We start from the raw sequence: 22,302 nt of genomic DNA, 5'->3' as shown, positions 1-22,302 counted from the left end.
AGCATGAACTTGCTACGAATAGGTTTGGGAGATGTTCACTAAAGAAACCGAGTTTCCGACAGGGAAAATTTTCTCTTTTGAGCCGGTCTACTGCGCTAGAGGACCTGCAATGATATCAATTATCTCAAAGGCCTAATGACTATCTGTGGACCTATGCAATTCAAGCTACGAGCTTATGTTAGGACTTTTTGAAGATAGTCTCAAGTTCAAAGATACGATCTGACTGAGTGTTTGTCAGGGAACGTATAGTGTTTTCTTGCTCTATTGAGGTGCAATCGTAGCAAGTTGGTGATCCATTTATATCTTCGTGAAGAATCTTTTGGGAAGACTTCTGCTGAAGCCTGGGCTAAGTCAGGATATGTTCTTACTAAAATGTTTGCTGAACGACGCCAGGGGAGGGATTCCGGTGATATCTAATGAACCTCACGAGGCCAAGAAAGGCGACAAATACTCAAAGAGCTAACCAGAGAGGGTGATCGCTTAAACGACGAAGAGGAATAGTCAATTTCCAGCTTCTTTGACCTTGCCCCATACCGGCATTTAGACAGACGATTTGGTGATACACAATTCTTAGCAACTCGCCAGGAGGAAGCTCGCAGGCCCAAGAGGCAGGGTTTCGGCGTCGTTTTGCGTTAGCTGTGATAACTAACAGTTTCGCGGCTAGCCAAGATTGCCGACATGTGAGGTGGACTACTAAGGTTCAAATTTTAATCGGCTATGATTGCACCAAATATCTCGCCAAGTTCCTGGTCTATTGCAGACATTTCTTGAGCGATTGGGTGAGATATCAGATCTGCTTTTAGGTTTGTTTGGAGAGTACTGTGACTATCTACATCGGTAATTTGTCGTTTCAAGCGGAGGAGGATGATCTACGCGAGGTGTTTGCTGAATATGGTGAGGTTAAGCGCATTAGCTTGCCGACCGATCGGGAAACTGGCCGGAAGCGTGGATTTGCCTTTGTGGAGATGGCAGAAGACGCCCATGAAGATAAGGCGATCTCGGAGCTGGATGGCGCTGAGTGGCTCGGGCGTGAATTGCGAGTCAATAAGGCTCGCCCCCGGAATGACAGTGGTGGGGGCGGTGGGCGACGCAATGATGGTGGCGATCGCCTCAAGAGTAATCCCCTCTAGAGGCAGGTTTTGGGGCCACTGTCAGAATTGAATATTACGAAGTAGATGCAGTCATGCTCTGAACTTTGCCTGATGGTAAAACTACCAGCGTGGTCAGGAAAAGACTGTTGTTCGGGCTTTCCGCAGTGATTCACCCAGCAGTGTGAAGGCATTGAAAGCGGTAGGTTGCTGGATTCACAAGGGTGGATTGCGGCAGCTTACCGCTTTTGTACTGTCAGGGAACCGGTGTTCGCGAGACAGTCGGCTCAATGCTAGCGCGATCGCGCCATGGTTGCCCCGTAAACTAAAAGGATAATTGAGGCGATAACCACGATGGGTACGACAGCAACCGGCGAACCGTTCATTAAGCTAGATCAATTTTTGAAGTGGCAGCAGGTCGTGCAGTCAGGCGGCCAGGCCAAGCAACTCATTCAAAATGGCTATGTGGAAGTGAACGGCGAAATGGAACTGCGGCGCGGGCGCAAACTCTTTGCTGGTGATGTCGTGGCGGTTGATGACCTTGTGTTTGAAGTTCACATGGCAGGCACGGCTGAAGCCACCGATTAACTCACCCCAATTCAGCGTTGCCAAAATCGCAACATTGCGCAGTTGCCGGAGAACTGCTGGCATCTTAGTAGCAGTTGTTACTAGAAAGGTGAACTGTGAGGAAGGTATTTTCGACTGCTTGTTTAAGTTGGGCGCTATTAACAGGAGTCGGCGTCATGGCCCCGATGATGACGCCCCCCGCGATCGCTCAGGAAGCTGCGATGAGAGTATTGACCGTGACTGGCCAGGGCGAAGACCGAATTGAAACGTCGATTGCTCAGGTCAGTTTGGGGGTCGAAGTCGAGGCTGACACGGCCGAAGCTGCCCAGGCAGAAGCCGCCCAACGGTCAACGGCGGTGGTGGCCTTGCTTCGCGATCGCAATGTCGGGCAATTGCAAACCACCGGCATCCAGCTCAATCCCCAATATCGCAACTTCGACAATCAGCGCGCCCTCACGGGATACACCGCCACCAATACCGTCAGCTTTGAAATGCCCATTGATGCTGTGGGCGCTCTGCTGGATGACGCGGTGACAGCGGGGGCGACCCGCATTCAAGGGGTGAGCTTCCGCGCCAGCGATGCCGCGATCGAGGCGGCGCGCAATGTGGCTTTACAACGGGCGGTTGCTGATGCTCAGACTCAAGCCCAAGTGGTGTTGGGCACGCTAGACTTCAACGCCGAAGAAATCGTCAGCATTCAAATCAACGGCGCGGCTCCCCCGATGCCCATCCCGCAACCTCGGTTGGCAGCAGCGGACTCTCTAGCGGCATCTACGCCTGTGATTGGCGGCGAGCAAACGATCAACGCGACCGTCACGTTGCAAATCCGCTACTAAACCACATCCCGGAGAGTTGGGGATCGATACCTTCCCGCTCTCCGGGATGATCTGGCAGGAGTATCGGGCAAATCTGCCCCCCTCTAACTATCAACTTTCTGGGGGCTGATAGCGATCGCAACGGTTCGGCAGCGCCAGCCCAGTGAGTCATCGGGCTAACAGACTGCTGAGCCCCCTTGACCAGCTGACAAAACCGCCACATCACTGGTTCTAGGGAAACCAGAGGAATGCGGACAAATTCTCCAAATCGGAATCATTTTCAACCCCCATCGATGCATGGAACCAGAGCGTGAGCGATCGCTTTGGCTAGTCACTTTTTCAAAAATGAGGTAAAAATGAAATATGAAACGATTGTGAAAAGTATTTCATCGGTATGGCAGCATCACTTTCTCTGCGGGGGGCATTAATCGGATCTGGACTCGCGATCGGGGTTTGGCTGACCGGGTGTGGAACGACTGCAACCGCGCCCTCCTCGTCCTCTCAAGAAGCTGCGACCACGTCAGAGACGGTTGCCGAGACCACATCAGAGACGGCCACTAAAAGCAAAAAGCAGGTTTTAACCACCTTCACGGTGTTGGCCGATATGGCGCAAAACGTCGCGGGCGACAAGCTCGACGTCCAGTCCATCACGCGCATCGGGGCCGAAATTCACGGCTATGAGCCGACCCCCAGCGACATTGTGAAAGCCCAAGAAGCAGATCTGTTGCTCTACAACGGCATGAATCTGGAGCGCTGGTTTGAGCAATTTTTGGGCAATGTCGAAGATGTCCCTTCTGTGCTCTTGACCGAGGGCATCGAACCGATTCCCATCGCCGAGGGGCCGTATACCGACAAGCCGAATCCCCACGCCTGGATGTCGCCCCGCAACGCGCTGGTTTATGTCGAAAATATTCGCCAAGCCTTTGTAGAACTCGACCCCGACAACGCCGACTATTACAACGCCAATGCCGCCGCCTATAGCGAAAAGTTGAAAGCGATCGACGCGCAACTCACCGCTGATTTGGCGCAAGTGCCCGATGACCAGCGCTATCTCGTGAGTTGCGAAGGGGCGTTCTCCTACCTGGCGCGAGACTACGGCATGAAGGAAATTTACCTGTGGCCGATTAACGCCGAACAGCAATTCACCCCCAAGCAGGTGCAGACCGTCATTGAGCAGGTCAAAGCTAACGACGTGCCCACCATCTTTTGCGAAAGCACGGTCAGCGACGACGGCCAAAAGCAAGTGGCCCAAACCACCGGGGCCCGGTTTGGCGGCAACCTCTACGTCGATTCCCTTTCCACAGAGGAAGGTCCCGTGCCGACCTTTCTAGACCTATTGGAATACGATGCCCGCGTGATTGCGAACGGGTTGTTGGCAGGGGCAAATGTGGAGTAGGCGGGAAATGGGCAGGGGAGCGGGGGAGATAGGGAGCAAGTGACTGGACATCATTGCGAGTGGACAGATAAACCCAAGACCTAAAACTCAAAACCTCAAAATTCAAAACCTCAAAATTCAAAATTCAAAACTCAACCAACGACTTACTATGCAAACCACAGTTCCCCCAGTTCCCCATCTCGATATCTCTGTTGATAACGTCAGCGTGACGTACAATAACGCCCGCTTGGCGCTGTATAACGCCAGTTGCACTGTTGAGCCGGGCACGATTACAGCGCTGGTGGGACCCAACGGTTCAGGCAAATCAACGTTGTTCAAATCCATCATGGGATTTTTGCAGCCGAACCAGGGCCGGGTGCGGGTGGGCGGTTTGCCGGTGCAAAAGGCCCAAAAGCGGCAGTTGATGGCCTATGTGCCCCAGGCTGACGAAGTGGATTGGAATTTTCCCGTCAGCGTGTACGACGTGGTGATGATGGGCCGCTATGGCTACATGAATCTGTTGCGGATGCCCAGTCAGAAAGATCGGCGCTTGGTGATGTCAAGTCTGGAGCGGGTGGGCATGGTGCCCTATCGCGATCGCCAAATCGGCGAACTCTCGGGCGGTCAAAAGAAGCGGGCTTTTCTGGCGCGGGCGCTGGCTCAGGAAGGCAAGGTGATTTTGCTGGATGAACCCTTCACCGGGGTCGATGTCAAAACGGAAAAAGGCATGATTGACCTGCTGCTGCAATTGCGGGCCGAGGGCCATACGATTCTGATTTCGACCCACGATCTGGCGTCCATCTCGACGTTTTGCGATCGCGTCATTTTGCTCAACCGCACGATTCTGGCTGAGGGCAAAACCGCCGACACCTTCACCAAAGAGAACTTGGAGATGACCTTTGGTGGGCTGCCCATCACTAAGCTCAAGCAAGTGTTTGATGCTGCCGAGGTGCGGGCATCGTGAGTCAGGTCGTGGTGGCGTCAGCCCTGTGGGACTGGTTAGTCGAGCCGTTCCAGTATGCGTTTTTGGTGCGGGCGATTTGGGTCAGCGCTTTTGTGGGACTGGTCTGTGCGGTGTTGTCCTGCTACATCACGCTGAAGGGTTGGTCGCTGATGGGCGATGCGATTTCCCACGCGGTGGTGCCCGGGGTCGTGGTGGCCTATGCGCTGAATATTCCCTTTGCGATCGGGGCGTTTGTGTTTGGCTTTGGGGCGACGGTAGCGATCGGCTATGTGAAATCCAAAACGCGCCTCAAAGAAGACGCGGTGATCGGGATTGTCTTCACCGGATTCTTTGCCCTGGGGCTGGTAATGATCACCAAAATCCCCAGCAATGTCGATCTGTTCCACATCCTATTTGGCAATGTGCTGGGCATTTCGCGCTCTGACATCATCCAAACCCTGATTGCTGGCTGCCTGACACTGATCATCATTTTGCTGCGCCGCAAAGATTTACTGCTCTACTGCTTTGACCCCAACCATGCAAAGGCGATCGGGTTGCGCACTGGGGTGATGTACTACACCCTGTTGTGTGTATTAGCGCTGACCATCGTGGCGGCCCTGCAAACAGCGGGGATCATTCTAGTGATTGCGATGTTGGTGACGCCCGGATCGATTGGGTATTTGTTGAGCGATCGCTTTGACCAGATGCTGCTCTATTCCGTCGGCAGCAGCGTCTTTGCCTGCGTCTTTGGCACTTATTTGAGCTACCACTTTGATTTATCAACGGGGGGCACCATTGTGGTGGTGCTGACGGCCCTCTTCATTTTGGCGATGTTTTTTGCCCCCAAATACGGCATTGTGGCCCAGGCATTACGTCAGCGACTCCACCACTCACCCGACGATGAGCCGCAGGTTGTGGTCGATCAATCCTGAGACTATTAATGGCTGTGACTGTGACTGTCTTCAGGGGCACTCTGCCGAGCCCCAGACCGGATCTTGCAGCAACCTGCGGTCGGCTTACGAAAGTTCACTATTCGGCTTTTTCGACAGGTTATCGACTTCTAGCAACGCCTGCTGAAATTCCTGCGCCCAGGCATTCGTCTCATTTTGAATTTCCAGATTCACGTTGCGCAAAAAAGTAAGACAGAGCAAAATCCCTTCTCGGGTTTCCTCGGCGGTTAGTTGCGGACAGCGAAACCGATAGTCCTCCCAATTGAGGCGAAAGTCTGCCTGCAACAAGGTCAATCGCTGCGCCGTTCGGACATAGCGAACCCAGCCACTGGTGTAACCACCAAAGCGATCAAGCGCAACAAACAAGGCCGCAAGGGCTAACGCGACTGTCGCCCACGCAGGCGATAACAGCGGTGAGCCATCGGAGCGTTCATAAATCTCACCAATAATGGGAATCACCCCAGCAACCGCGATCGCCAAAATCGACCCCGCGCGCAAAAAATATCCCATGCGACTTTTAGCCCGCTTGCTGGAGTAATACCAGTGGATCGCGTTGCCACACTCTTGAACCACGAATTCATACAGTTGCACTAGAGAATCCCACCGCTGCTCTGTATGCCAGTCGAGATTTTTGGGAAATCCCTGGGGAATCAAATCTGTTTTCTTCGCTGCACCCATATCGGCAACCTAAGGGAACTCAAGCAGTTCCCAACAAAAAATCTATAAGCGTCATCATACTGGAGTAATTTCGTCCGTGATTGCGCTTGAGCGGTTCAGTGCCGCCAGACCCACGGCACAAGTCGGTGTAGAACAGTGGCTGCCGCTTCGATCGCTTCTAAACTGGGCGATCGCTAACATCCAGCATGTCAAACACCAACACCGATTGATGAAAGGAGATCGCCTGCCTGCGTTCTCTAATCAGCATGGGTGCGGGAATATTGCGAACAGAGCAGGCTTCCTGCACTTCTGCCACATTATTGGCGTAGTTTTGAATGCTGTCGTTTTTCGACGCCGAAAAATGGGTTTTGGAACCGTCGTAGTCTACGCCAAGCCTACCGCCGACATCGAGATCGCCCATCTGGGCCTCAAATTCAGACAGTTCCACATAAATCCGGCAGGCTTACCGCAAGACGCCTCTGATCACGCTAATGGCAAAAATCTGGGAACCAATGTGGAAATGCAGCAGATGTAGACAGCCCAGCATGTCCGCCGCCTTTTCGCATTGATAATTGAGAGGCAGGCTAGCAGCCTAACCACAAAGAGCTGAGAATAGCGCCACCCCAATCGTTCAATGCCGCCGCTGAATCACCTGCCAAAACGGACAGCGACAGGGTGTTACGGCAGGTATCCGAATGTTGCAATTCTTAAAGCTTCAGGTACGTTCAGCCCCCCTACAGTTGATAGACTATGTGACAGTTGACTGAGCAGTGATTCACTTAGGCGAACCCCTTGCCCATAGGTTCTTTTGGGAAAAGATTGGGTTTTGTCTATTAATAATCATTTGCTGCCTGAGAGGTTGTCGTTTTCGGCATCGCGAGCTTGTACCAGAGGACTCATGGTAGATTCCCTTAAAAAGCCAGAATTACAAGAAGAATTACGCCCTGGGGTTAAGACGCCTACTAAGGACACTATCCTGACCCCCCGGTTTTACACCACCGACTTTGATGAAATGGCCGAAATGGATATTTCGGTCAACGAAGACGAACTCCAAGCCATTCTTGAAGAGTTCCGTGAAGACTACAACCGTCATCACTTCATCCGTGATGAAGAGTTTGAGCAGTCTTGGGAGCACATCGACGGCGAAACCCGTCAACTCTTCATTGAGTTTCTTGAGCGTTCTTGCACCGCTGAGTTTTCCGGCTTTTTGCTTTATAAAGAGCTAGGCCGTCGCCTCAAAGACAAGAGCCCCGTTTTAGCGGAATGCTTTAACCTCATGTCGCGAGATGAAGCGCGTCACGCTGGCTTTTTGAACAAAGCCATGTCGGACTTTAGTCTGCAACTCGACTTGGGCTTTTTGACCAAGAGCAAGAAGTACACCTTCTTCAAGCCGAAGTTCATCTTTTACGCAACTTACCTGTCTGAGAAGATTGGCTACTGGCGTTACATCAAGATTTTCCGTCACCTGGATTCACATCCTGAGAATCGGATTTATCCGATCTTCCGGTTCTTTGAAAACTGGTGTCAGGACGAGAACCGCCACGGTGACTTCTTCGCCGCTTTGATGAAGTCACAACCCCAGTTTTTGAATGACTGGCGGGCCAAGTTGTGGTGTCGCTTCTTCTTACTGTCGGTCTTTGCGACGATGTATCTCAATGACTTGCAGCGTAAGGACTTTTACGCGGCGATCGGGTTAGATGCTCGCACCTACGATATCGAGGTCATTCGCGATACTAACGAGAGCGCGGCTCGGGTCTTCCCCATCATTTTGAATGTGGATCATCCGGAGTTCTTTAAGGCGCTGGATAAGAGTGCCGAGGCCAACACGAAACTCGTGGCCGCTGGACAAGGCGATCAGCCTGCTGCACTCAAGTTCTTAAAGCGCTTGCCGCACATCGCGACCATTGGTGGTCAAATGATTCGGCTTTACTTCATGAAGCCGATCGATGCTGAACAGATGCGTGGTATCGTCCGCTAGTTTTGATTGCTGCTCTCAAGTTGCCAAAGCCCTGGTTTATGACTGGGGCTTTTTGCTGTATAAAGACGTCAGCGATCGCGGTTTGGCCTGGGCGCATCTCCTCTTTTAACATCGTGAACTAGGAAAACATTTTGCATTGTTGCCTTGATCGTACGTACACCGGGGGGCAATTGAGTCACCAACCCATCCAGAAGCTCGGCCAATGTGGGCTGGGAGGGCTGTTGATGCTGGGTGCTTTGATGGCCTCACCAACTGCAGCCCAGCCGGTGATCTCGCCTGCAATAGTCAGCGATAAAGCTCACCATCGCTGTGTCGAAGTCATGGGTGCGATCGCCCCTAAATCATCACTTCCGGCGTGTGATCGCTCCGATTCGAGCTCTGCCGAGGCGATCGTGGCCACCCCCATCCCCCCATCAAGTGACGCGACCGAGTTGCTCATCTCTCCTGATGAGCCGTCAGCGGTCTGGCCCGAGGCCGCGATGAATGTGGCTTCGGTGCAGCAGGTCGATGTTGACCCAGCCATTATTGAAAACAGTCCGGTCTTGCAGCGTTGGTTAGAAGACGTGCCCAATCTGGCTGTTGATATTGGTCATGATCCCGCCTTTCGGACGCGGGTACGGGTGGGATATGCCGAATTTCCGTCGACTGATAGCACCGGGGGCATTTACGTTGGGGTGCAGGATGTCTTTGTGGGGCGCACTCCGCTCACCCTCAGTGCAGACTATGCCACCAATGGTCGGGGCGATCGCCAAGAGTTTGGCATTGATGCCCAATACTATGTACTGCCCCTGGGGTGGTACGGCAACGTCGCACCCGTCATTGGCTATCGCGAGATTGAGACCCCATCGTTTGAAAGTAGCGGCATGAATCTGGGCTTGCGGGTCATCCTCATCCCTTCGCGGACGGGCACCGCTGACCTCTCAGTCACCCAAAGTTGGGTCGCACCGGGCACTGATCGCGAAGTAGGATTAACGACCTTTGCTGCCGGGTATGCGATCGCTGAAGACTTGCGTATCGGTACCGACATCCAAATCCAAAACACCCGTGAACGTCAAGAAAGTCGGGTCGGGATATTATTGGAGTGGATGCTGTAAAAACAATCGGAAAACAACAAAAAGGCAGGGGAATTCGATCAATTAGCACTGCTGTTGTGGTGATTCCCTGACAGACAGGGGAGTGAATGGTGAGGTGCAGGGAGCACCAGGAAAAAGTTTTCCCTAATCGGCATCGGCTTTTTCTCAGGGCGGGTTCGCCACGCTAACACCTGGCCCAGGGCAATTTTTTGGGCGACTTTCTCTATCTGTATTTAGGTCTCTGGTATGATTTAAAACTTGAAGTTGAGAGTTGCTCAACGAGTCTGCAGAGGTTGCTAACCCCTAGACCAGATCTGTTGTTTAGTTTCTGACGTTGATTCAAAAAGTAAGGTATGACTCAAGTCGTTGTAGGTGAAAACGAGGCGATCGAATCGGCATTGCGGCGGTTTAAGCGCCAGGTTTCAAAGGCCGGCATCTTTTCAGAGGTCAAACGCCGTCGCCATTTTGAAACACCCCAAGAAAAGCGCAAGCGTAAAGCCGTTGCACAACGCAAAAAGCGGTTTCGCTAAAGTTTTGGTCTCTAGTCCATAGCCTGCTGTTGAGCAATTGGTCACTCAATAGCAGTAGAGCTTTGCTGTTACAAAATCCTGGAGCTTAGCCGCATCTGGGACAAATTTGGAGCAGCCCTTTGGCCTCATTGGCGCGATCGCCCGCTGCTCATCTCCGGACCGGGTAAATGCTGAACACGTCCCCCTCCTCGCTACTGCCAACAGACAATAATCAGAGGGAAAATCATGGCCCTGGACTCTGAGCGGATGTGCTCAGAGCCGTGTCGTCTTTTTTCTAAACTTTTAGGAGCACCGGGGTGGAGCCATAGCGGAGATATCGCTGCTGGTAGAGCCAGGCAGCTTGGGTGATACCCAGGCGTCCCAAGGCGGTGGCTAACCCTTTGAAGGGCTGATAGGTCAGGGGGGAAGCGGTAATGAGAGCGATTTTTTCCCACTCTTCGAGCTGGAGCTGCTGCACCGTGGTGATTTCGGGCTGACGCTCGGTTTGAATCGCGGTCAGGCATTCGGTAAGAGTATCAGTGTGCCCACCTTGCTGACACCAGGGCACCAGATGATTGGCGATCGCGATCGCATCTCGAAAGGCCATATTGATGCCTTGGGCGCGGTTGGGCGCCATGGGGTGAGCGGCATCACCCATGAGCAACAGCCCTGGTGCTGACCACAGGGGCGCACAGCCCACGATGACATCGAGGAAGATCGGGCCCACCAATTCCGAGCGGTGTTGGTCAAAATGGGCGGCCAGTTTGGGCGGTAAGGCAGGAACGAATTCAGCAATCCAGTCGCGATCGCGCTGCCGTTTCCCGGCTCCCTTTTCGACAATCCAGCCAATTTGCAACCGCTCATCCCAAGAGGGATAAAACGCAAACTGGCGCTGGCGTTGCAGGCAGACGGTAAACACCGTTTCGCAGAGCATTTCGGCAGGGGCGGGCAGCTTAAACCACAGCACGTCAAATTGCGTCTCGGCTGGCTGGAGAGGCAGCCCTGCGAGTTGACGCAGCCGAGAATAACGGCCATCGGCAGCAATCACCAAGTCGCCTGAGAACTCTCGGGTCTGGCCGTTGTGGCTGGCCGTCACACCAATGATGCGATTCGCTTGTCGCAATAGAGTTTGCACTTGCCAGCCGGGATAAAACTGAAAATTGCCCAGGGGTTGAGTCCGTTCAGCGATCGCCGCCAGCAATGCCGACTGATGAATGATGTGGGTGGGGGGTGAACCGTTGGGGGGCCAGGGCTCCACTACGCGCATCCGTCGTTGCCCGTCGATGACAAAATCCCAGGCGTCGAGCGGCCGGTGGGGAATCTGGGACAAGCAATCCCCCAATCCCATATCGATGAGTGCCTGCACGCCCGCGGGCATCAACCCTTCGCCCCGAAAGACGCGATCGAACTGGACTTCTTGCTCAATTAACGTGACCGCAATCCCCCGCGTTGCGAGGAGATAAGCCAGGGCGATACCGGCGGGACCAGCCCCGACAATAATAATTTTTCGACCCATCGAAATTGACCTTGGCAGTGTGGCTTCTCTGCAATTACGGTATCGCTTGGTCGTCGGTGTGGCGATCAAACCGGGTGACGGGCAAGGGCGATCGCGGCTCCCCTCGTTGACCTTTCTCGACTCAGCCGTAAATGCATTGCAGTAGACCCGAGGTTTCAGGCTGGCCGATTACCAGGTCGCGCATATGCTCAAACGCCCAAAGATACAGCGGCTGCGTGGATTGGGCGGCAAGTTGGTGCAATTGATGAATCTGATCGAGATAGGTGGCAGCGGCATCGCCATGGGCCTGAAACCAAGCACTCATCGGATGGTCCCACTGGGCTAAAAAAGCGGCGAGCAGAGCGCGATCGCTGGTGCTGAGCTGGGAGGTAGCCTGGCTGGCCACGTAGAGTTGCTGGTCACTGGGGCGCTGGCTGGCGGTCAGGGCGGTGGGGGCGATCGTCGTCCAAGCATCGGCCCACAGCGGCACGGCCAACGCTAGAGAATATTTGCCCGCTGTCCCCAAGGGCAAGTGGCCTAAAGCGACCTGGCCCTGGCGTTGCAAAAAGGCCTGCAGGTCATCAAAACAAGGCTGCACCACCTCGCGCTGCACCACCTGCCCCAGCCGTAATCCGGCCTCGCTGTAATCAGCGGTGGGGGATTCCGAGCCATCAGCTGTCGCCAATGCGACTTGCTTGTAGGCAGCGTATAAGTCTTTTTGGCTCTGGGTTTGCAGGCAAAACCACACCTTATCGCTGACCGCATCTCGCACCTCGCGCTTAATCGCTTTGGGGTCGAGGGTGGGCGGTGGCCGATGCATGGTCTGCTTGATGGTCTCGATGTGTGCCTCTTGGTGCTGCATAGCGGTTGCCTGGGCTGTGACCTCCGCTTGCAGGGCTTGCAATTGTTCGGTCTGGGCGGCTGAGGCTGAGGCTTGTCCTGCCTGGGCTTGTAGCAGTTCGACTTGGCGCGTCAATGTAGCAATGTGCTGATCTTTGTCGGCCAACAGCTCATCTTTTTCTAACAGCAGGTGCGTTTGTTGCCGAATTTCTAGCGCATCCAGCCCCGCCCGCAGCAGGTTGAAATAGTGGGGCTCGCTGAGATCCACCGGCTTGGCCGTCGCCCCGGGAACGCAGAGGTAGCCCTGGCGATCAGGCAGTGACACCACAAACACCTGCCCTTCGGGATTTTGAATCTCGAGCTGACGTGACTGCCCTGCTTGTACCGTCCGCACCTGATAGCAACGGTGACTGTAATAAAAGTCAGCCTGACTCATGGCTGGTGCTGCTGTCGGAGCCGCCGTCTGCTGAACCGTCCCCCGGCCTGACTCCGGCAAACGGGACGGCGACTGGCGGTCAGCCGCCTGGGGCTGGGCTGGCGGATTCGCGGTTGACTCGGCTGCCGTTAGCGGTAATTGGGCCGGCTGTGGGCTGGTGAGGCGGATGGCGTGGTTTTGGGTCGCCACTTGGGCTACTGCGGTTGGCGATGTCGGAGGCCGCACGCCCACCAGTTCAAGCTGCAGGGTGGTATTGCCCTGCCATTCGTTGAGCTTGAGTTTGTAGGCAATGTCTAAGCGATCGGGCAGCGGACAGTAGGTGCCCCAACGCCAGGCGATCGCAGCTAGCTGGTTATTCGCATCATCGGCAACGGTGAGCTTCAGATGGGCTTTGGTCTGACCGATCGCGCGCTGCTCCACGACGCGCACATTCGGCGTCCAAAACACGGGATCAGGATTACCAATACCACAGGGATGCAGCTGGTCGAGCTGGTCGTGCAGGGCAAAGGTCAATTGGTCAAAGGTGGCGCGCACATCCACCGTCACCAAGGGTTTCAGGTGCTCGACTCGCAGGGTTTGGTTCGCAAAGTTGACCAACCGCGATTTGACCTGGCGCAAATGCTTGGCCAAAAAGGAGAAGCCGCCTGCGGCCTTGTGCCCGCCAAACTTAATCATCAGGTCGTGACAGCTTTGCAGCGCTTCAAAGACCTGAAACTCGGGAATACCTCGGGCCGAGCCGCGAATCTCCTTCTGCTCATCATCTTCATAGGTGCAGATGAACACGGGTACGCCGTAGCGCTCCACCAGCCGCGACGCCACAATGCCAATCACGCCGTGGTGCCAGTCGGGTTGCAACACGAGCAGCACACGATCGCGCACCAAGTCCACACTGCCGTCGGCAATTTGCGCTTCCACCCAGGCGATCGCTTCTTCCTCAATGCGATCGCACATCTCCCGCCGCTGCTGGTTTGCCGCCTCGCATTCCAGAGCCCGTTGCAGCGCTACATCGACATCGTCCGTCGTCAGCATTTCAATTACGACTTGCGGGTCGCCAATGCGTCCTACCGCGTTGATGCGCGGCCCCAGCCGAAAGCCAATGTCTTCGGGTTTCAGGGTGTCATTTTCTTCCCCCAGTCCCGCCACCTTGATCAGTGCCTGCACCCCAATTAGCCGCGATTTAGGCAACAGCCGCAGCCCACGCCGCACCCAGCGACGATTTACCCCAGTGAGGGGGGCGAGATCGGCGATCGTCCCCAGGGTAAACAGTTCCAGCAACGGCGTGGTCAAGTCTTGAATGCGACCCATTGCCTGGGCCAGACACACCGCCAAAATGTAGGCTACTCCCACGCCTGCGACGCCATAGTAGGGCGAATCTGGCGGAATTAATTTGGGATTCAAAATGGCGTGGGCGGGGGGAATCTCCGGCGGCACGTCGTGATGGTCGGTCACAATCACTGTCAACCCTAATTCCCGCGCGTGGGCGATCGGCTCTACCGCCGCGATGCCATTATCCACCGTGAGAATGACGCTCACCCCATCCGCGAAAAACTCTTCAACAATGCGAGTGTTGATGCCGTAGCCCTCTTGCATGCGGCTAGGAATGGCATAGTCAACTTGGGCGCCCAGATATCGCAAGGCCCGCAGTAGGAGTGCGGTACTGGTCATGCCGTCGGCGTCATAATCGCCACAGATCGCAATTTTTTCGCCCAGTTCGATCGCCTGCAATAGAATCTCGATACTCGGCTCCAAATCCGGAAACTCATCCAGCGGGGAAGGCAGCAGCAAGGATTCGGGATTGAGAAATTCTTGGGCGGCAGCAGGCGTCTCGATATCGCGATTGAGCAGCACCTGCGCGACCAAGGGCGAAAGCTGCAACTGCTGCGAGAGTCCCTTGGCTTCCCCCTTAAGAGCAGGCTGAATTTGCCAGCGCTGATCGGGCATCTTCAAACCTACCTCAGCCGAAGACGAGACCGGCGAGGCAGATGACCGAGGGGTGGATTTTGCTTTGGCCGGGTCACTCACCAACGGCTTTACCACAGTAATGCAAAATAGATCGCTTGCACTAATATATCGCTTCTAACCCAAATGGTACGACTGGGATGTTGGCGAGTTAAGCCGCGCCGGATTGCTTAGTGAATAACACTAAAACGGTTCTAATAATCAGCTTGACGTCATACATCAGGCTCCAGTTTTCCTGGTATTTCATATCTAAGCGGATGACGTCTTCAAATTTCTTGATATTTGATCGTCCATTCACCTGCCATTCACCCGTGAGTCCGGGTTTCACATTCAAGCGCTGCCATGCCGGAATTTCGTAATGGGCAATCTCGGCAGGGGTGGGGGGCCGGGTCCCGACCAAACTCATGTCCCCACGCAGCACGTTCCAAAACTGAGGGAACTCGTCGAGGCTGGTTTTGCGCAAAAAGCGACCGACCCGAGTGACGCGCGGATCATTTTCATTTTTAAACAGCGGTCCTTCCACCTCGTTCTTGACCTTTTTTTTCAAGGATTCCGCATTCACCACCATGGAGCGAAACTTCCAAATACGGAAGCGGCGACCCATCCAAGAACAGCGAATTTGACTGAAGAAGATCGGGCCGGGGTCATCAATTTGAATCGCGATCGCGATCGGCACCAACAGCACCGCCGTAATGCCCAAGCCCACCAGGCCACCCACAATATCCATCAAACGCTTGGCTTTCGAGGTGACCGAGGGATGGGTCGAACGGATCTGCCGTTCGAGTTGACGCGGCGGCAAGGGCAAGGCATCTTCGGCGGGGCGCTGCTGAGCAATGGTAAAAACCTTATCGAGGTTCGTCATGGTCAGCACCATCATGACTTGCGGCCCCACTTCTTTGAGCACCATATCGATCTGATGCTGCTCACACAAACGACGACAGATCACGAGAGACCCTAGCCCGCTACTGTCTAAAAAGGTCGTCGCCCCAAAATCGAGCGCAATTTGCCGCAGGTCATCGGGCTGAGCCTGAAAGACATTGCGACAGATGGCTTGAAAGTCGATCGCTTCATTGACCGCAAAGATGGGGGGCAGCATGACTGTACAAACGCCATGGGCAAAACTGGTGGTGATAGAAGACGAGGGGGAGTTTGGAGGCATACCAGTAACGCTTGCAATCTAGGACTAGTCGCGAACTATCAACAACAGCACGTTTCACCAGGTCAGACAGGGGTAGACCAGCCCCCTGGTGCGGCACTGCACAGAATCGAGCGGTGGAGACTAGTGAAATCAGCTTAGCCAAGGCTTAAGTGATCAAGAACTACACTAGCGGTTTAATCATACCGGAGAGATTTTCGGAACTTGCTGATGTAGGGTGCCCAGAAACTTACGGAAAATACTAATAGGACAGGAATTTCGTTCGGGCATCGAGCGCCGTACCCCCCACTCCAGCCCGGGAATCTCAGTAATATCCCTGGCGAAACTAAAGGGATACAGACGAGATGAGTCGGGCCGGAAACGCTAAGCTAAGGGCTGATTGATCAGCGAACGCCCATGCCCCTGCCTCTAACTCCGCCCCAAAATGCCCCGATCGCAACGACCCCGTTGGCACCTGGGGTCTATTTTTTAGGGGCTGGCCCCGGTGATCCAGACCTCATCACCGTGCGGGGACAAAGGCTGCTACAACAGGCCGATGTGGTGGTCTATGCGAATTCGCTGGTGCCGCCGCAGATGTTGAGTTGGGTCAGGGCGGATGCCGAAAAGGTCGCGACAGCCAATATGACGCTAGAGGCGATCGCCCCCCTGATGATTGAACGAGTCCAGGCGGGCAAATCGGTGGTGCGGCTGCAATCGGGTGATCCAAGTTTGTACAGCGCCATTCACGAGCAGATGCAAATCCTGACCACAGCAGAAATTCCGTTTGAAGTCATTCCGGGGATCAGTGCCTTTCAAGCGGCAGCGGCCAAACTCAATGCCGAACTCACCATTCCCGGATTGGTGCAGTCCATTATTTTGACCCGGATTAGTGGTCGCACCCAAGTCCCAGACACCGAAGAACTGGCCACCCTCGCCGCCCATCAGACCAGTCTCTGTCTTTATCTCAGCGCTCGCCATGTGGCCGCCGCCCAAACCCAACTGCTGGCGCACTATCCCGCCGACACACCCGTTGCCATCTGTTTTCGCGTAGGCTGGCCCGACGAGCAAATTGTAGTCGGGCCGCTGTCAGAAATGGCCGCCACAACCCAACGGGAAAACCTCATCCGCACCACGCTGTATATCGTGAGTCCCGCATTACGCGGCACGGTCGCGCGATCGCGCCTCTACAATCCAGAGCACAGTCATCTGTTTCGCCCACAAGCAAACCGCTAAAGCGCTCACCCCTCGACGCCCCAAGGCTCGAAACTCCATGATGGCCAGATTAATTTCCCTTCACATTTAATCCCCGGTAAGTCAATCGGGATATAGTAGATTCAGCGGATCCATCGCAGGCAAAGTCTGCTACAATCCCTTCAATGTCGCTCAGGCCAGTAGCTCATGTCAGTGACAAGACTTTTTTCTGAGACTTCTAACGAGCCTAGTTTTTACTACTTTGCCTACGGGTCTTGCATGTGCCCCGTTGATTTGAAGCGATCTCTGGGCGAAAGCACCCATCATTATGTCGTCGGGCCAGCCACCTTACCCGGCTATCGCCTCGGATTCTTTCGCAAATCAGAGCGTCGGAACTGTGGCGTGCTCGATGTGATCAAAGATCCCCGCCATACCGTTGAAGGCGTCCTGTACCGCTTGCCTCAACGCTTTAGTGCGCGGCTGGATGAGCGCGAAATTGGCTATCACCACGAAGCGGTCACGGTGCATTGCCAAGGACAAGTGTACGAAAACATCCGCACCTACACGGTGTGCGAAAAATTGACCCAAGAAATTGCCCCTAACGACTGGTATTTCAGTGTCGTGCTGCGGGGGGCTTATACCTGCGGTCTGCCTGAACCGTACGTCTGGAACCTGTTTAATCACATGCATCGCTTGCAGCAAACCCAAGGCATGGGACAACTGCTGAAGTCGGCATAAATTAACGCGATCGCGGCGGCGAAATCACGCTCCAGCAGGCTGATTTATTTTTCCGCTATGAAGCTTCATGAGGCAATTGCTGGGCCTTAGTCAGCCCTTTGCAAAGCGGCCAGATCGTTTCCGCAAATTGCTTTGAGGTTGCGGGTGATTTTAGCGATATCCCAATGCCACCACTGCACCGCTAACAGAGCTTGAATCGTGGCATCATCAAAGCGCTGACGAATCTCACGGGCCGGATTGCCCCCAACGACGCAGTAAGGTTGGACCGATTTTGTCACAACGGCCTGCGCCGCCACGATCGCACCATCGCCAATATGTACTCCCGGCATGAGCGTCGCTCCATAGCCCAGCCACACGTCATGGCCGATTACGGTATCGCCTTTGTTTGGCCACTCGGTCGGCATCGCGACTTCCCACCCTTGGCCAAAAACTGGGAAGGGATAGTTGGTAAACCAATCAGTACGATGATTCCCCCCGTTCATGATGAACTTGACATCAGAAGCGATGGAGCAAAACTTGCCGATGATGAGTCTGTCACCAATGAAATCAAAGTGATAGAGCACATTGCGCTCGAAATTATCAGGATTCTCAAAATCGTCATAGTAGCTATAGTCGCCCACGACAATATTCGGGCGCGTGACGATATTTTTGAGATAGACCAAGCGCGTTTGCCCAGTAATCGGATGACGGGTATCGGGGGCGGGACCGTAAGTCATAGGTTAGGGCTGGGCATCCAATACGAGCAACCAGGCTTGCGAGACCTGAAGGGTGGCCATCATCCACTTAAATGCAACAATTGCCAGCCGCTGTTTGCAGCTGTCAGGGGAGCAAGCGGCAAAAACATCAAGGACAGGAATGAACCGTTGCCTAAACCGCGATCGCGGTAGACTCAATCCCCGTAGCCGCCAAGTCTTCGCCGTGCCAAGCCGTGCCATCCAGGGCCATTTGCTCGATTAGGCTAGCCAAGCGCAGCGCTTTGAGGGCTTGTTCACCCCCCACAGACGGCTTTTCGCCCCCCCGCACGCAGTTCACAAAATGCTCCAACTCAGCGTGCAGCGGTTCGGTATTGCTGGTATAGACCTTTTCAATCAGCCCATCCTGCCGGTAGAGCACTTGACCGTAGCTGGTCATGGTGTTGGCCGTAGTCTGACGGTGAATCAGAATTTCATTGTTGAGAAAGTCGGCTTCGGTCAGAGAATTGCGACAGTGGGCGGCAATGCTGCGAATTTTGCGATGGGTGACTTTGCTGGCGGTCAACGTCGCCACCACGCCATTGGCGAATCCCAGGGTAGCCGTCACGTAATCGAGATAGCCGGAGTTAGCTGAACGGCTACCGCTGGCGGAGAGTTTTGCCACGGGGGCACCCGCCAGTTCCAGCAACAAGTCGATGTCGTGAATCATCAAATCCAGCACGACAGAAACATCGTTGGCGCGATCGGAATAGGGACTCATCCGCCGGGCTTCCAGCGCCAAGACTTCCTCAGTGCGCAAAACGTTATGCAATTCTTTGAAAGCAGGGTTGAAGCGCTCAATGTGCCCCACTTGCAAAATGCAGTTGGACTCAGCCGCGGCGTTGACCAACGATTCAGCTTCCACAATGTTGGCGGCAATGGGTTTTTCAATCAAAACGTGCACGCCAGCGCGCAAGCAGCTCATGCCCACAGAGTGATGCAGCCGCGTGGGCACCGCGACACAAACAGCATCAACTAAGTCAAGCAGGCTGTGATAGTCCTCAAAAAAGCGCACCCGGTACTTGCTTGCGGTGTCGAGTCCGAGCTCAATGTTGACATCAGAGACTCCCACCAGTTCTACGTTTTTGAGGCGACTCAGAACTCGGGTATGGTGTTGCCCCATGTTGCCAACCCCAATGACCCCAACCCGAATCGGGTGGGACGGCGTCGCTGGGACTTCAGTATTTGCACCATTCATAGATAGACTCATCGTGTTAGCCTGCAATCCTCTAAATAAGGAATTTCGCAACCCAAGTCGTCTGTGTGCCTTAGCAAGTTACGAAATTAAACAAGATATTATCACGCCTTTACTTTAGGGCTTTTTTGGCCCGCGCCATGATTTCTAGGACACCTCTGCAAAACGTCCTCTGTGTTAAGCGATCGCTGATTGGGAATGATATCCTGGGCGCTTGCGTGATTTCACTGTTTTGCACCTCAGTGTGATTGCTAGGCCGCCTTTCGGCATCTGAATCGCGCCACAGTTTTAGCTTCTTCCGTCACTTGACCAAGGCGACTGACCCGTAATCGTCAACCGCTGCAATTTATTATTAGTAGAGGTGAGTGCTGACTGAGATTTGCTCAACCAAAGCGGTAATCAGGTCAACAACGAACGTTAAAATATTAGGGTTAACACGCGATCGCGGTTTGTCATGACGTCTGCTGCCCCTGCTAAAACCCAGTACGAAGCTGTCATTGGTTTGGAAACCCATTGCCAACTGAGTACCGAGACCAAGATTTTTTCGCCCAGTTCAACCGCGTTTGGGGCGGATCCCAATACCCACATCGACCCCATTGTGTTGGGGATGCCGGGGGTATTGCCGGTGCTGAATCAAAAGGTCTTGGAATATGCGGTCAAAGCAGGACTGGCGCTGAATTGCCAAATTGCGCCTTACAGCAAGTTCGATCGCAAACAGTATTTTTATCCCGACCTGCCGAAAAACTATCAAATATCGCAGTTTGATTTGCCGATCGCCGAGCATGGCTGGTTAGAGATTGAACTAGTAGACCCGAAGACTAAGGATGTCAGCCGCAAGCGGATTGGCATCACGCGGTTACATATGGAAGAAGACGCGGGCAAGTTGGTACATGCGGGCAGCGATCGCCTTTCGGGTTCCGCCTATTCCCTGGTGGATTTCAACCGAGCGGGGGTGCCCCTGGTGGAAATCGTCTCCGAGCCCGATCTGCGGACGGGGCAAGAGGCGGCGGAATATGCCCAAGAGTTGCGGCGCATCATGCGGTATCTCGGCGTCAGTGACGGCAACATGCAGGAAGGGTCACTGCGCTGCGATGTGAATATTTCCGTGCGGCCCGTCGGCACGGAGAAATTTGGCACGAAGGTAGAAATCAAGAATATGAACTCCTTCAGCGCCATTCAAAAAGCGATTGAGTACGAGATTGACCGCCAGGTAGCGGCGATCGAGGCCGGAGAGGCCATCTATCAAGAGACGCGCCTGTGGGAAGAGGGCAGCCAGCGCACCATCAGCATGCGATCGAAGGAAGGATCGAGCGATTATCGGTACTTCCCTGAGCCGGATTTGCCCCCCATTGAGGTCGCCCCGGAGCAACTCACGGGCTGGCAGGCAGAACTGCCGGAACTCCCCGCAGAGAAGCGATCGCGCTATGAAACCGACCTGGGCCTCTCGGCCTATGATGCTCGCGTGCTAACCGACGAACGCATCGTGGCGGAATACTTTGAAACGGTGGTGGAGTCGGGAGCCGATGCTAAGCTTGCCGCCAACTGGATTACTCAAGACATTGCCGCTTATCTGAACGCGGAAAAGCTGTCGATCAATGAGATTGCCTTGAAGCCGGAAATGCTGGCGGAAATGATTCTCATGATTACAGAGGGCACCATTAGTACCAAGATTGCCAAAGATATCTTGCTAGATTTGCTCACCGAGGGGGGATCGCCCAAGGCCATCGTGGAATCGCGGGGCTTGAGCCAAATCTCTGACCCCAAACAGATCGAAGCCATCATTGACGAAGTGCTGGCAGCTCATCCGGAAGAATTGGAGAAATATCGAGCGGGCAAAAAAAAGCTGCAAGGCTTTTTTGTGGGGCAGGTGATGAAGCGTACCAGTGGTCGGGTCGACCCGAAGCTCACGAATCAACTGCTTATCAAAAAGCTAAATGGTTAAGAAACGTAAATAAAGGGGGTGGGGGTTCCACCCCTCATCGCTTCTATGCCATACTGTGTTATGTAGATGCACCCTGATGGTAGGGAGAGCTGAGTTCAGCTCTCCTTTTTTCCTTTTAAAGGCACGTTGCGCCGCCGCCACCTGTGCGATTTGCCTCTCTTGGGTTGCTCAAAGTTTTTGAAAACAATCGGTTGAGGAGGGAGGCGATCGCTCACCCTCACCCCTCTAAGTAGATGACTCAAAAGTTGTTTGCAATTTAAGAAACCATGTTCTGAACGATCATGAGTAACAAAGATTATTACGGCTGTAAGACTAACGCTTACTACGCAGGAAAACTACAGAGGGTAATTTATTGATTGCATTAATGATCTTTGGCTTCATTCTGCGAATTCAGTTTTAAGACTTCGCTTGGGCTGCCAGAGAGCATTGATGCATGCCCTGACTGCATCATTACCGGAATAAGCACACGGATGAGTCCCGCGAGTGAGCCAATCAGTACAGAAATAGCCAAGATAATCTCAACGGGGCTATAACCAGTGCCATTAGCCCAAGCTCCTGACTCAGACAAAGCAGGCTTACTCGATGCCACGGTCTGCTGTTCGATCCCGAAATTTTGCTGGGACTGATTGAAGAAGGTTTTATACATGGGTTTACTCCATATGCAGTGACATTGCTCTAGTTCGCA

Annotated in this window: 22 protein-coding genes; 14 read left to right on the top strand and 8 right to left on the bottom strand. The window is 54.0% G+C overall.

The features are described 5' to 3' along the window. The first annotated feature begins 821 nt into the window (after positions 1-821). The 6 genes from rbp (at position 822) to DYY88_RS20170 (ending at position 5,720) form a co-directional block, all read left to right on the top strand. Entirely contained in the window at positions 822-1,130 is a 309-nt protein-coding gene (gene rbp / locus DYY88_RS20195) for an RNA-binding regulator (protein WP_039727133.1), read from the top strand. Between the two features lie 312 nt (positions 1,131-1,442). Then, complete coding sequence (locus tag DYY88_RS20190; protein WP_039727130.1) at positions 1,443-1,676, top strand: RNA-binding S4 domain-containing protein; 234 nt, start codon at positions 1,443-1,445, stop codon at positions 1,674-1,676. 155 nt (positions 1,677-1,831) lie between these two features. After that, positions 1,832-2,491: an SIMPL domain-containing protein gene (locus tag DYY88_RS20185; RefSeq protein ID WP_084607075.1), complete on the top strand. Its 660-nt coding sequence runs from the start codon at positions 1,832-1,834 to the stop codon at positions 2,489-2,491. 373 nt (positions 2,492-2,864) lie between these two features. Continuing rightward, positions 2,865-3,866 (top strand): metal ABC transporter substrate-binding protein, encoded by a 1,002-nt coding sequence (locus tag DYY88_RS20180; protein ID WP_039727126.1) that lies wholly within the window; start codon positions 2,865-2,867, stop codon positions 3,864-3,866. A gap of 148 nt (positions 3,867-4,014) precedes the next feature. Next, positions 4,015-4,809 (top strand): metal ABC transporter ATP-binding protein, encoded by a 795-nt coding sequence (locus DYY88_RS20175; RefSeq protein WP_039727125.1) that lies wholly within the window; start codon positions 4,015-4,017, stop codon positions 4,807-4,809. Next, the gene (locus DYY88_RS20170; RefSeq protein ID WP_039727123.1) at positions 4,806-5,720 is read left to right on the top strand and encodes a metal ABC transporter permease; all 915 of its coding nucleotides are present in this window, start codon (positions 4,806-4,808) and stop codon (positions 5,718-5,720) included. Before DYY88_RS20175 ends, DYY88_RS20170 begins: the two co-directional genes overlap by 4 nt. 84 nt (positions 5,721-5,804) lie before the next feature. Here the strand turns inward: DYY88_RS20170 and DYY88_RS20165 are convergent, their stop codons facing one another. Both DYY88_RS20165 and DYY88_RS20160 read right to left on the bottom strand, forming a co-directional pair. Beyond that, the gene (locus DYY88_RS20165; RefSeq protein WP_052288443.1) at positions 5,805-6,416 is read right to left on the bottom strand and encodes an SLATT domain-containing protein; all 612 of its coding nucleotides are present in this window, start codon (positions 6,414-6,416) and stop codon (positions 5,805-5,807) included. Positions 6,417-6,573: 157 nt separating this feature from the next. Then, positions 6,574-6,843, bottom strand: a complete 270-nt coding sequence (locus DYY88_RS20160) for a hypothetical protein (RefSeq protein WP_039727122.1) — start codon at positions 6,841-6,843, stop codon at positions 6,574-6,576. Positions 6,844-7,293: 450 nt separating this feature from the next. On the opposite strand from DYY88_RS20160, the gene acsF reads away from it, so the two are divergent. The 4 genes from acsF to rpsU all read left to right on the top strand — a co-directional run bounded on the left by acsF (position 7,294) and on the right by rpsU (position 9,976). Beyond that, positions 7,294-8,373: a magnesium-protoporphyrin IX monomethyl ester (oxidative) cyclase gene (acsF, locus tag DYY88_RS20155; RefSeq protein WP_039727119.1), complete on the top strand. Its 1,080-nt coding sequence runs from the start codon at positions 7,294-7,296 to the stop codon at positions 8,371-8,373. Further along, entirely contained in the window at positions 8,357-8,482 is a 126-nt protein-coding gene (locus tag DYY88_RS24965) for a hypothetical protein (protein ID WP_302849262.1), read from the top strand. Before acsF ends, DYY88_RS24965 begins: the two co-directional genes overlap by 17 nt. 130 nt (positions 8,483-8,612) lie before the next feature. Then, entirely contained in the window at positions 8,613-9,467 is an 855-nt protein-coding gene (locus DYY88_RS20150) for a hypothetical protein (protein WP_152624675.1), read from the top strand. A gap of 332 nt (positions 9,468-9,799) precedes the next feature. Next, positions 9,800-9,976 (top strand): 30S ribosomal protein S21, encoded by a 177-nt coding sequence (gene rpsU, locus DYY88_RS20145; RefSeq protein ID WP_039727117.1) that lies wholly within the window; start codon positions 9,800-9,802, stop codon positions 9,974-9,976. Positions 9,977-10,250: 274 nt separating this feature from the next. Here the strand turns inward: rpsU and DYY88_RS20140 are convergent, their stop codons facing one another. Continuing rightward, positions 10,251-11,540, bottom strand: a complete 1,290-nt coding sequence (locus DYY88_RS20140; RefSeq protein ID WP_367889313.1) for an FAD-dependent monooxygenase — start codon at positions 11,538-11,540, stop codon at positions 10,251-10,253. Between DYY88_RS20140 and DYY88_RS24960 the strand changes: the two genes are divergently transcribed. Beyond that, on the top strand, positions 11,491-11,616 hold the full coding sequence (locus tag DYY88_RS24960) for a hypothetical protein (protein WP_302849261.1): 126 nt from the start codon (positions 11,491-11,493) through the stop codon (positions 11,614-11,616). The two genes, DYY88_RS20140 and DYY88_RS24960, sit on opposite strands and share 50 nt — an antisense overlap. On the opposite strand, the gene recJ is transcribed toward DYY88_RS24960, so the two are convergent. Together recJ and DYY88_RS20130 are read right to left on the bottom strand one after the other, a co-directional pair. After that, the gene (recJ, locus tag DYY88_RS20135) at positions 11,593-14,667 is read right to left on the bottom strand and encodes a single-stranded-DNA-specific exonuclease RecJ (protein ID WP_044151236.1); all 3,075 of its coding nucleotides are present in this window, start codon (positions 14,665-14,667) and stop codon (positions 11,593-11,595) included. The genes DYY88_RS24960 and recJ overlap by 24 nt on opposite strands. Before the next feature lie 169 nt (positions 14,668-14,836). Next, the gene (locus DYY88_RS20130; RefSeq protein ID WP_039727115.1) at positions 14,837-15,844 is read right to left on the bottom strand and encodes a sugar transferase; all 1,008 of its coding nucleotides are present in this window, start codon (positions 15,842-15,844) and stop codon (positions 14,837-14,839) included. A 393-nt stretch (positions 15,845-16,237) separates the two neighbouring features. Between DYY88_RS20130 and cobM the strand changes: the two genes are divergently transcribed. Then, positions 16,238-17,053, top strand: coding sequence for a precorrin-4 C(11)-methyltransferase (cobM, locus tag DYY88_RS20125; RefSeq protein ID WP_044151235.1), 816 nt, complete (start codon positions 16,238-16,240; stop codon positions 17,051-17,053). Between the two features lie 165 nt (positions 17,054-17,218). Next, the gene (locus DYY88_RS20120) at positions 17,219-17,749 is read left to right on the top strand and encodes a gamma-glutamylcyclotransferase family protein (RefSeq protein WP_039727110.1); all 531 of its coding nucleotides are present in this window, start codon (positions 17,219-17,221) and stop codon (positions 17,747-17,749) included. An 86-nt stretch (positions 17,750-17,835) separates the two neighbouring features. Here the strand turns inward: DYY88_RS20120 and DYY88_RS20115 are convergent, their stop codons facing one another. Together DYY88_RS20115 and DYY88_RS20110 are read right to left on the bottom strand one after the other, a co-directional pair. Continuing rightward, complete coding sequence (locus DYY88_RS20115) at positions 17,836-18,465, bottom strand: CatB-related O-acetyltransferase (RefSeq protein WP_039727107.1); 630 nt, start codon at positions 18,463-18,465, stop codon at positions 17,836-17,838. A 151-nt stretch (positions 18,466-18,616) separates the two neighbouring features. Continuing rightward, complete coding sequence (locus tag DYY88_RS20110; protein ID WP_044151234.1) at positions 18,617-19,690, bottom strand: Gfo/Idh/MocA family protein; 1,074 nt, start codon at positions 19,688-19,690, stop codon at positions 18,617-18,619. A 439-nt stretch (positions 19,691-20,129) separates the two neighbouring features. On the opposite strand from DYY88_RS20110, the gene gatB reads away from it, so the two are divergent. Beyond that, positions 20,130-21,617, top strand: a complete 1,488-nt coding sequence (gatB, locus tag DYY88_RS20105) for an Asp-tRNA(Asn)/Glu-tRNA(Gln) amidotransferase subunit GatB (protein ID WP_039727104.1) — start codon at positions 20,130-20,132, stop codon at positions 21,615-21,617. 361 nt (positions 21,618-21,978) lie between these two features. On the opposite strand, the gene DYY88_RS20100 is transcribed toward gatB, so the two are convergent. After that, positions 21,979-22,263: a hypothetical protein gene (locus DYY88_RS20100; RefSeq protein WP_039727103.1), complete on the bottom strand. Its 285-nt coding sequence runs from the start codon at positions 22,261-22,263 to the stop codon at positions 21,979-21,981. Positions 22,264-22,302: the final 39 nt, after the last annotated feature.

Source organism: Leptolyngbya iicbica LK (genome assembly GCF_004212215.1).
GTDB lineage: Bacteria > Cyanobacteriota > Cyanobacteriia > Phormidesmidales > Phormidesmidaceae > Halomicronema > Halomicronema iicbica.
Note: the sequence above shows the minus strand (reverse complement) of the source record. Positions and strands in the feature narration are given on the sequence as shown.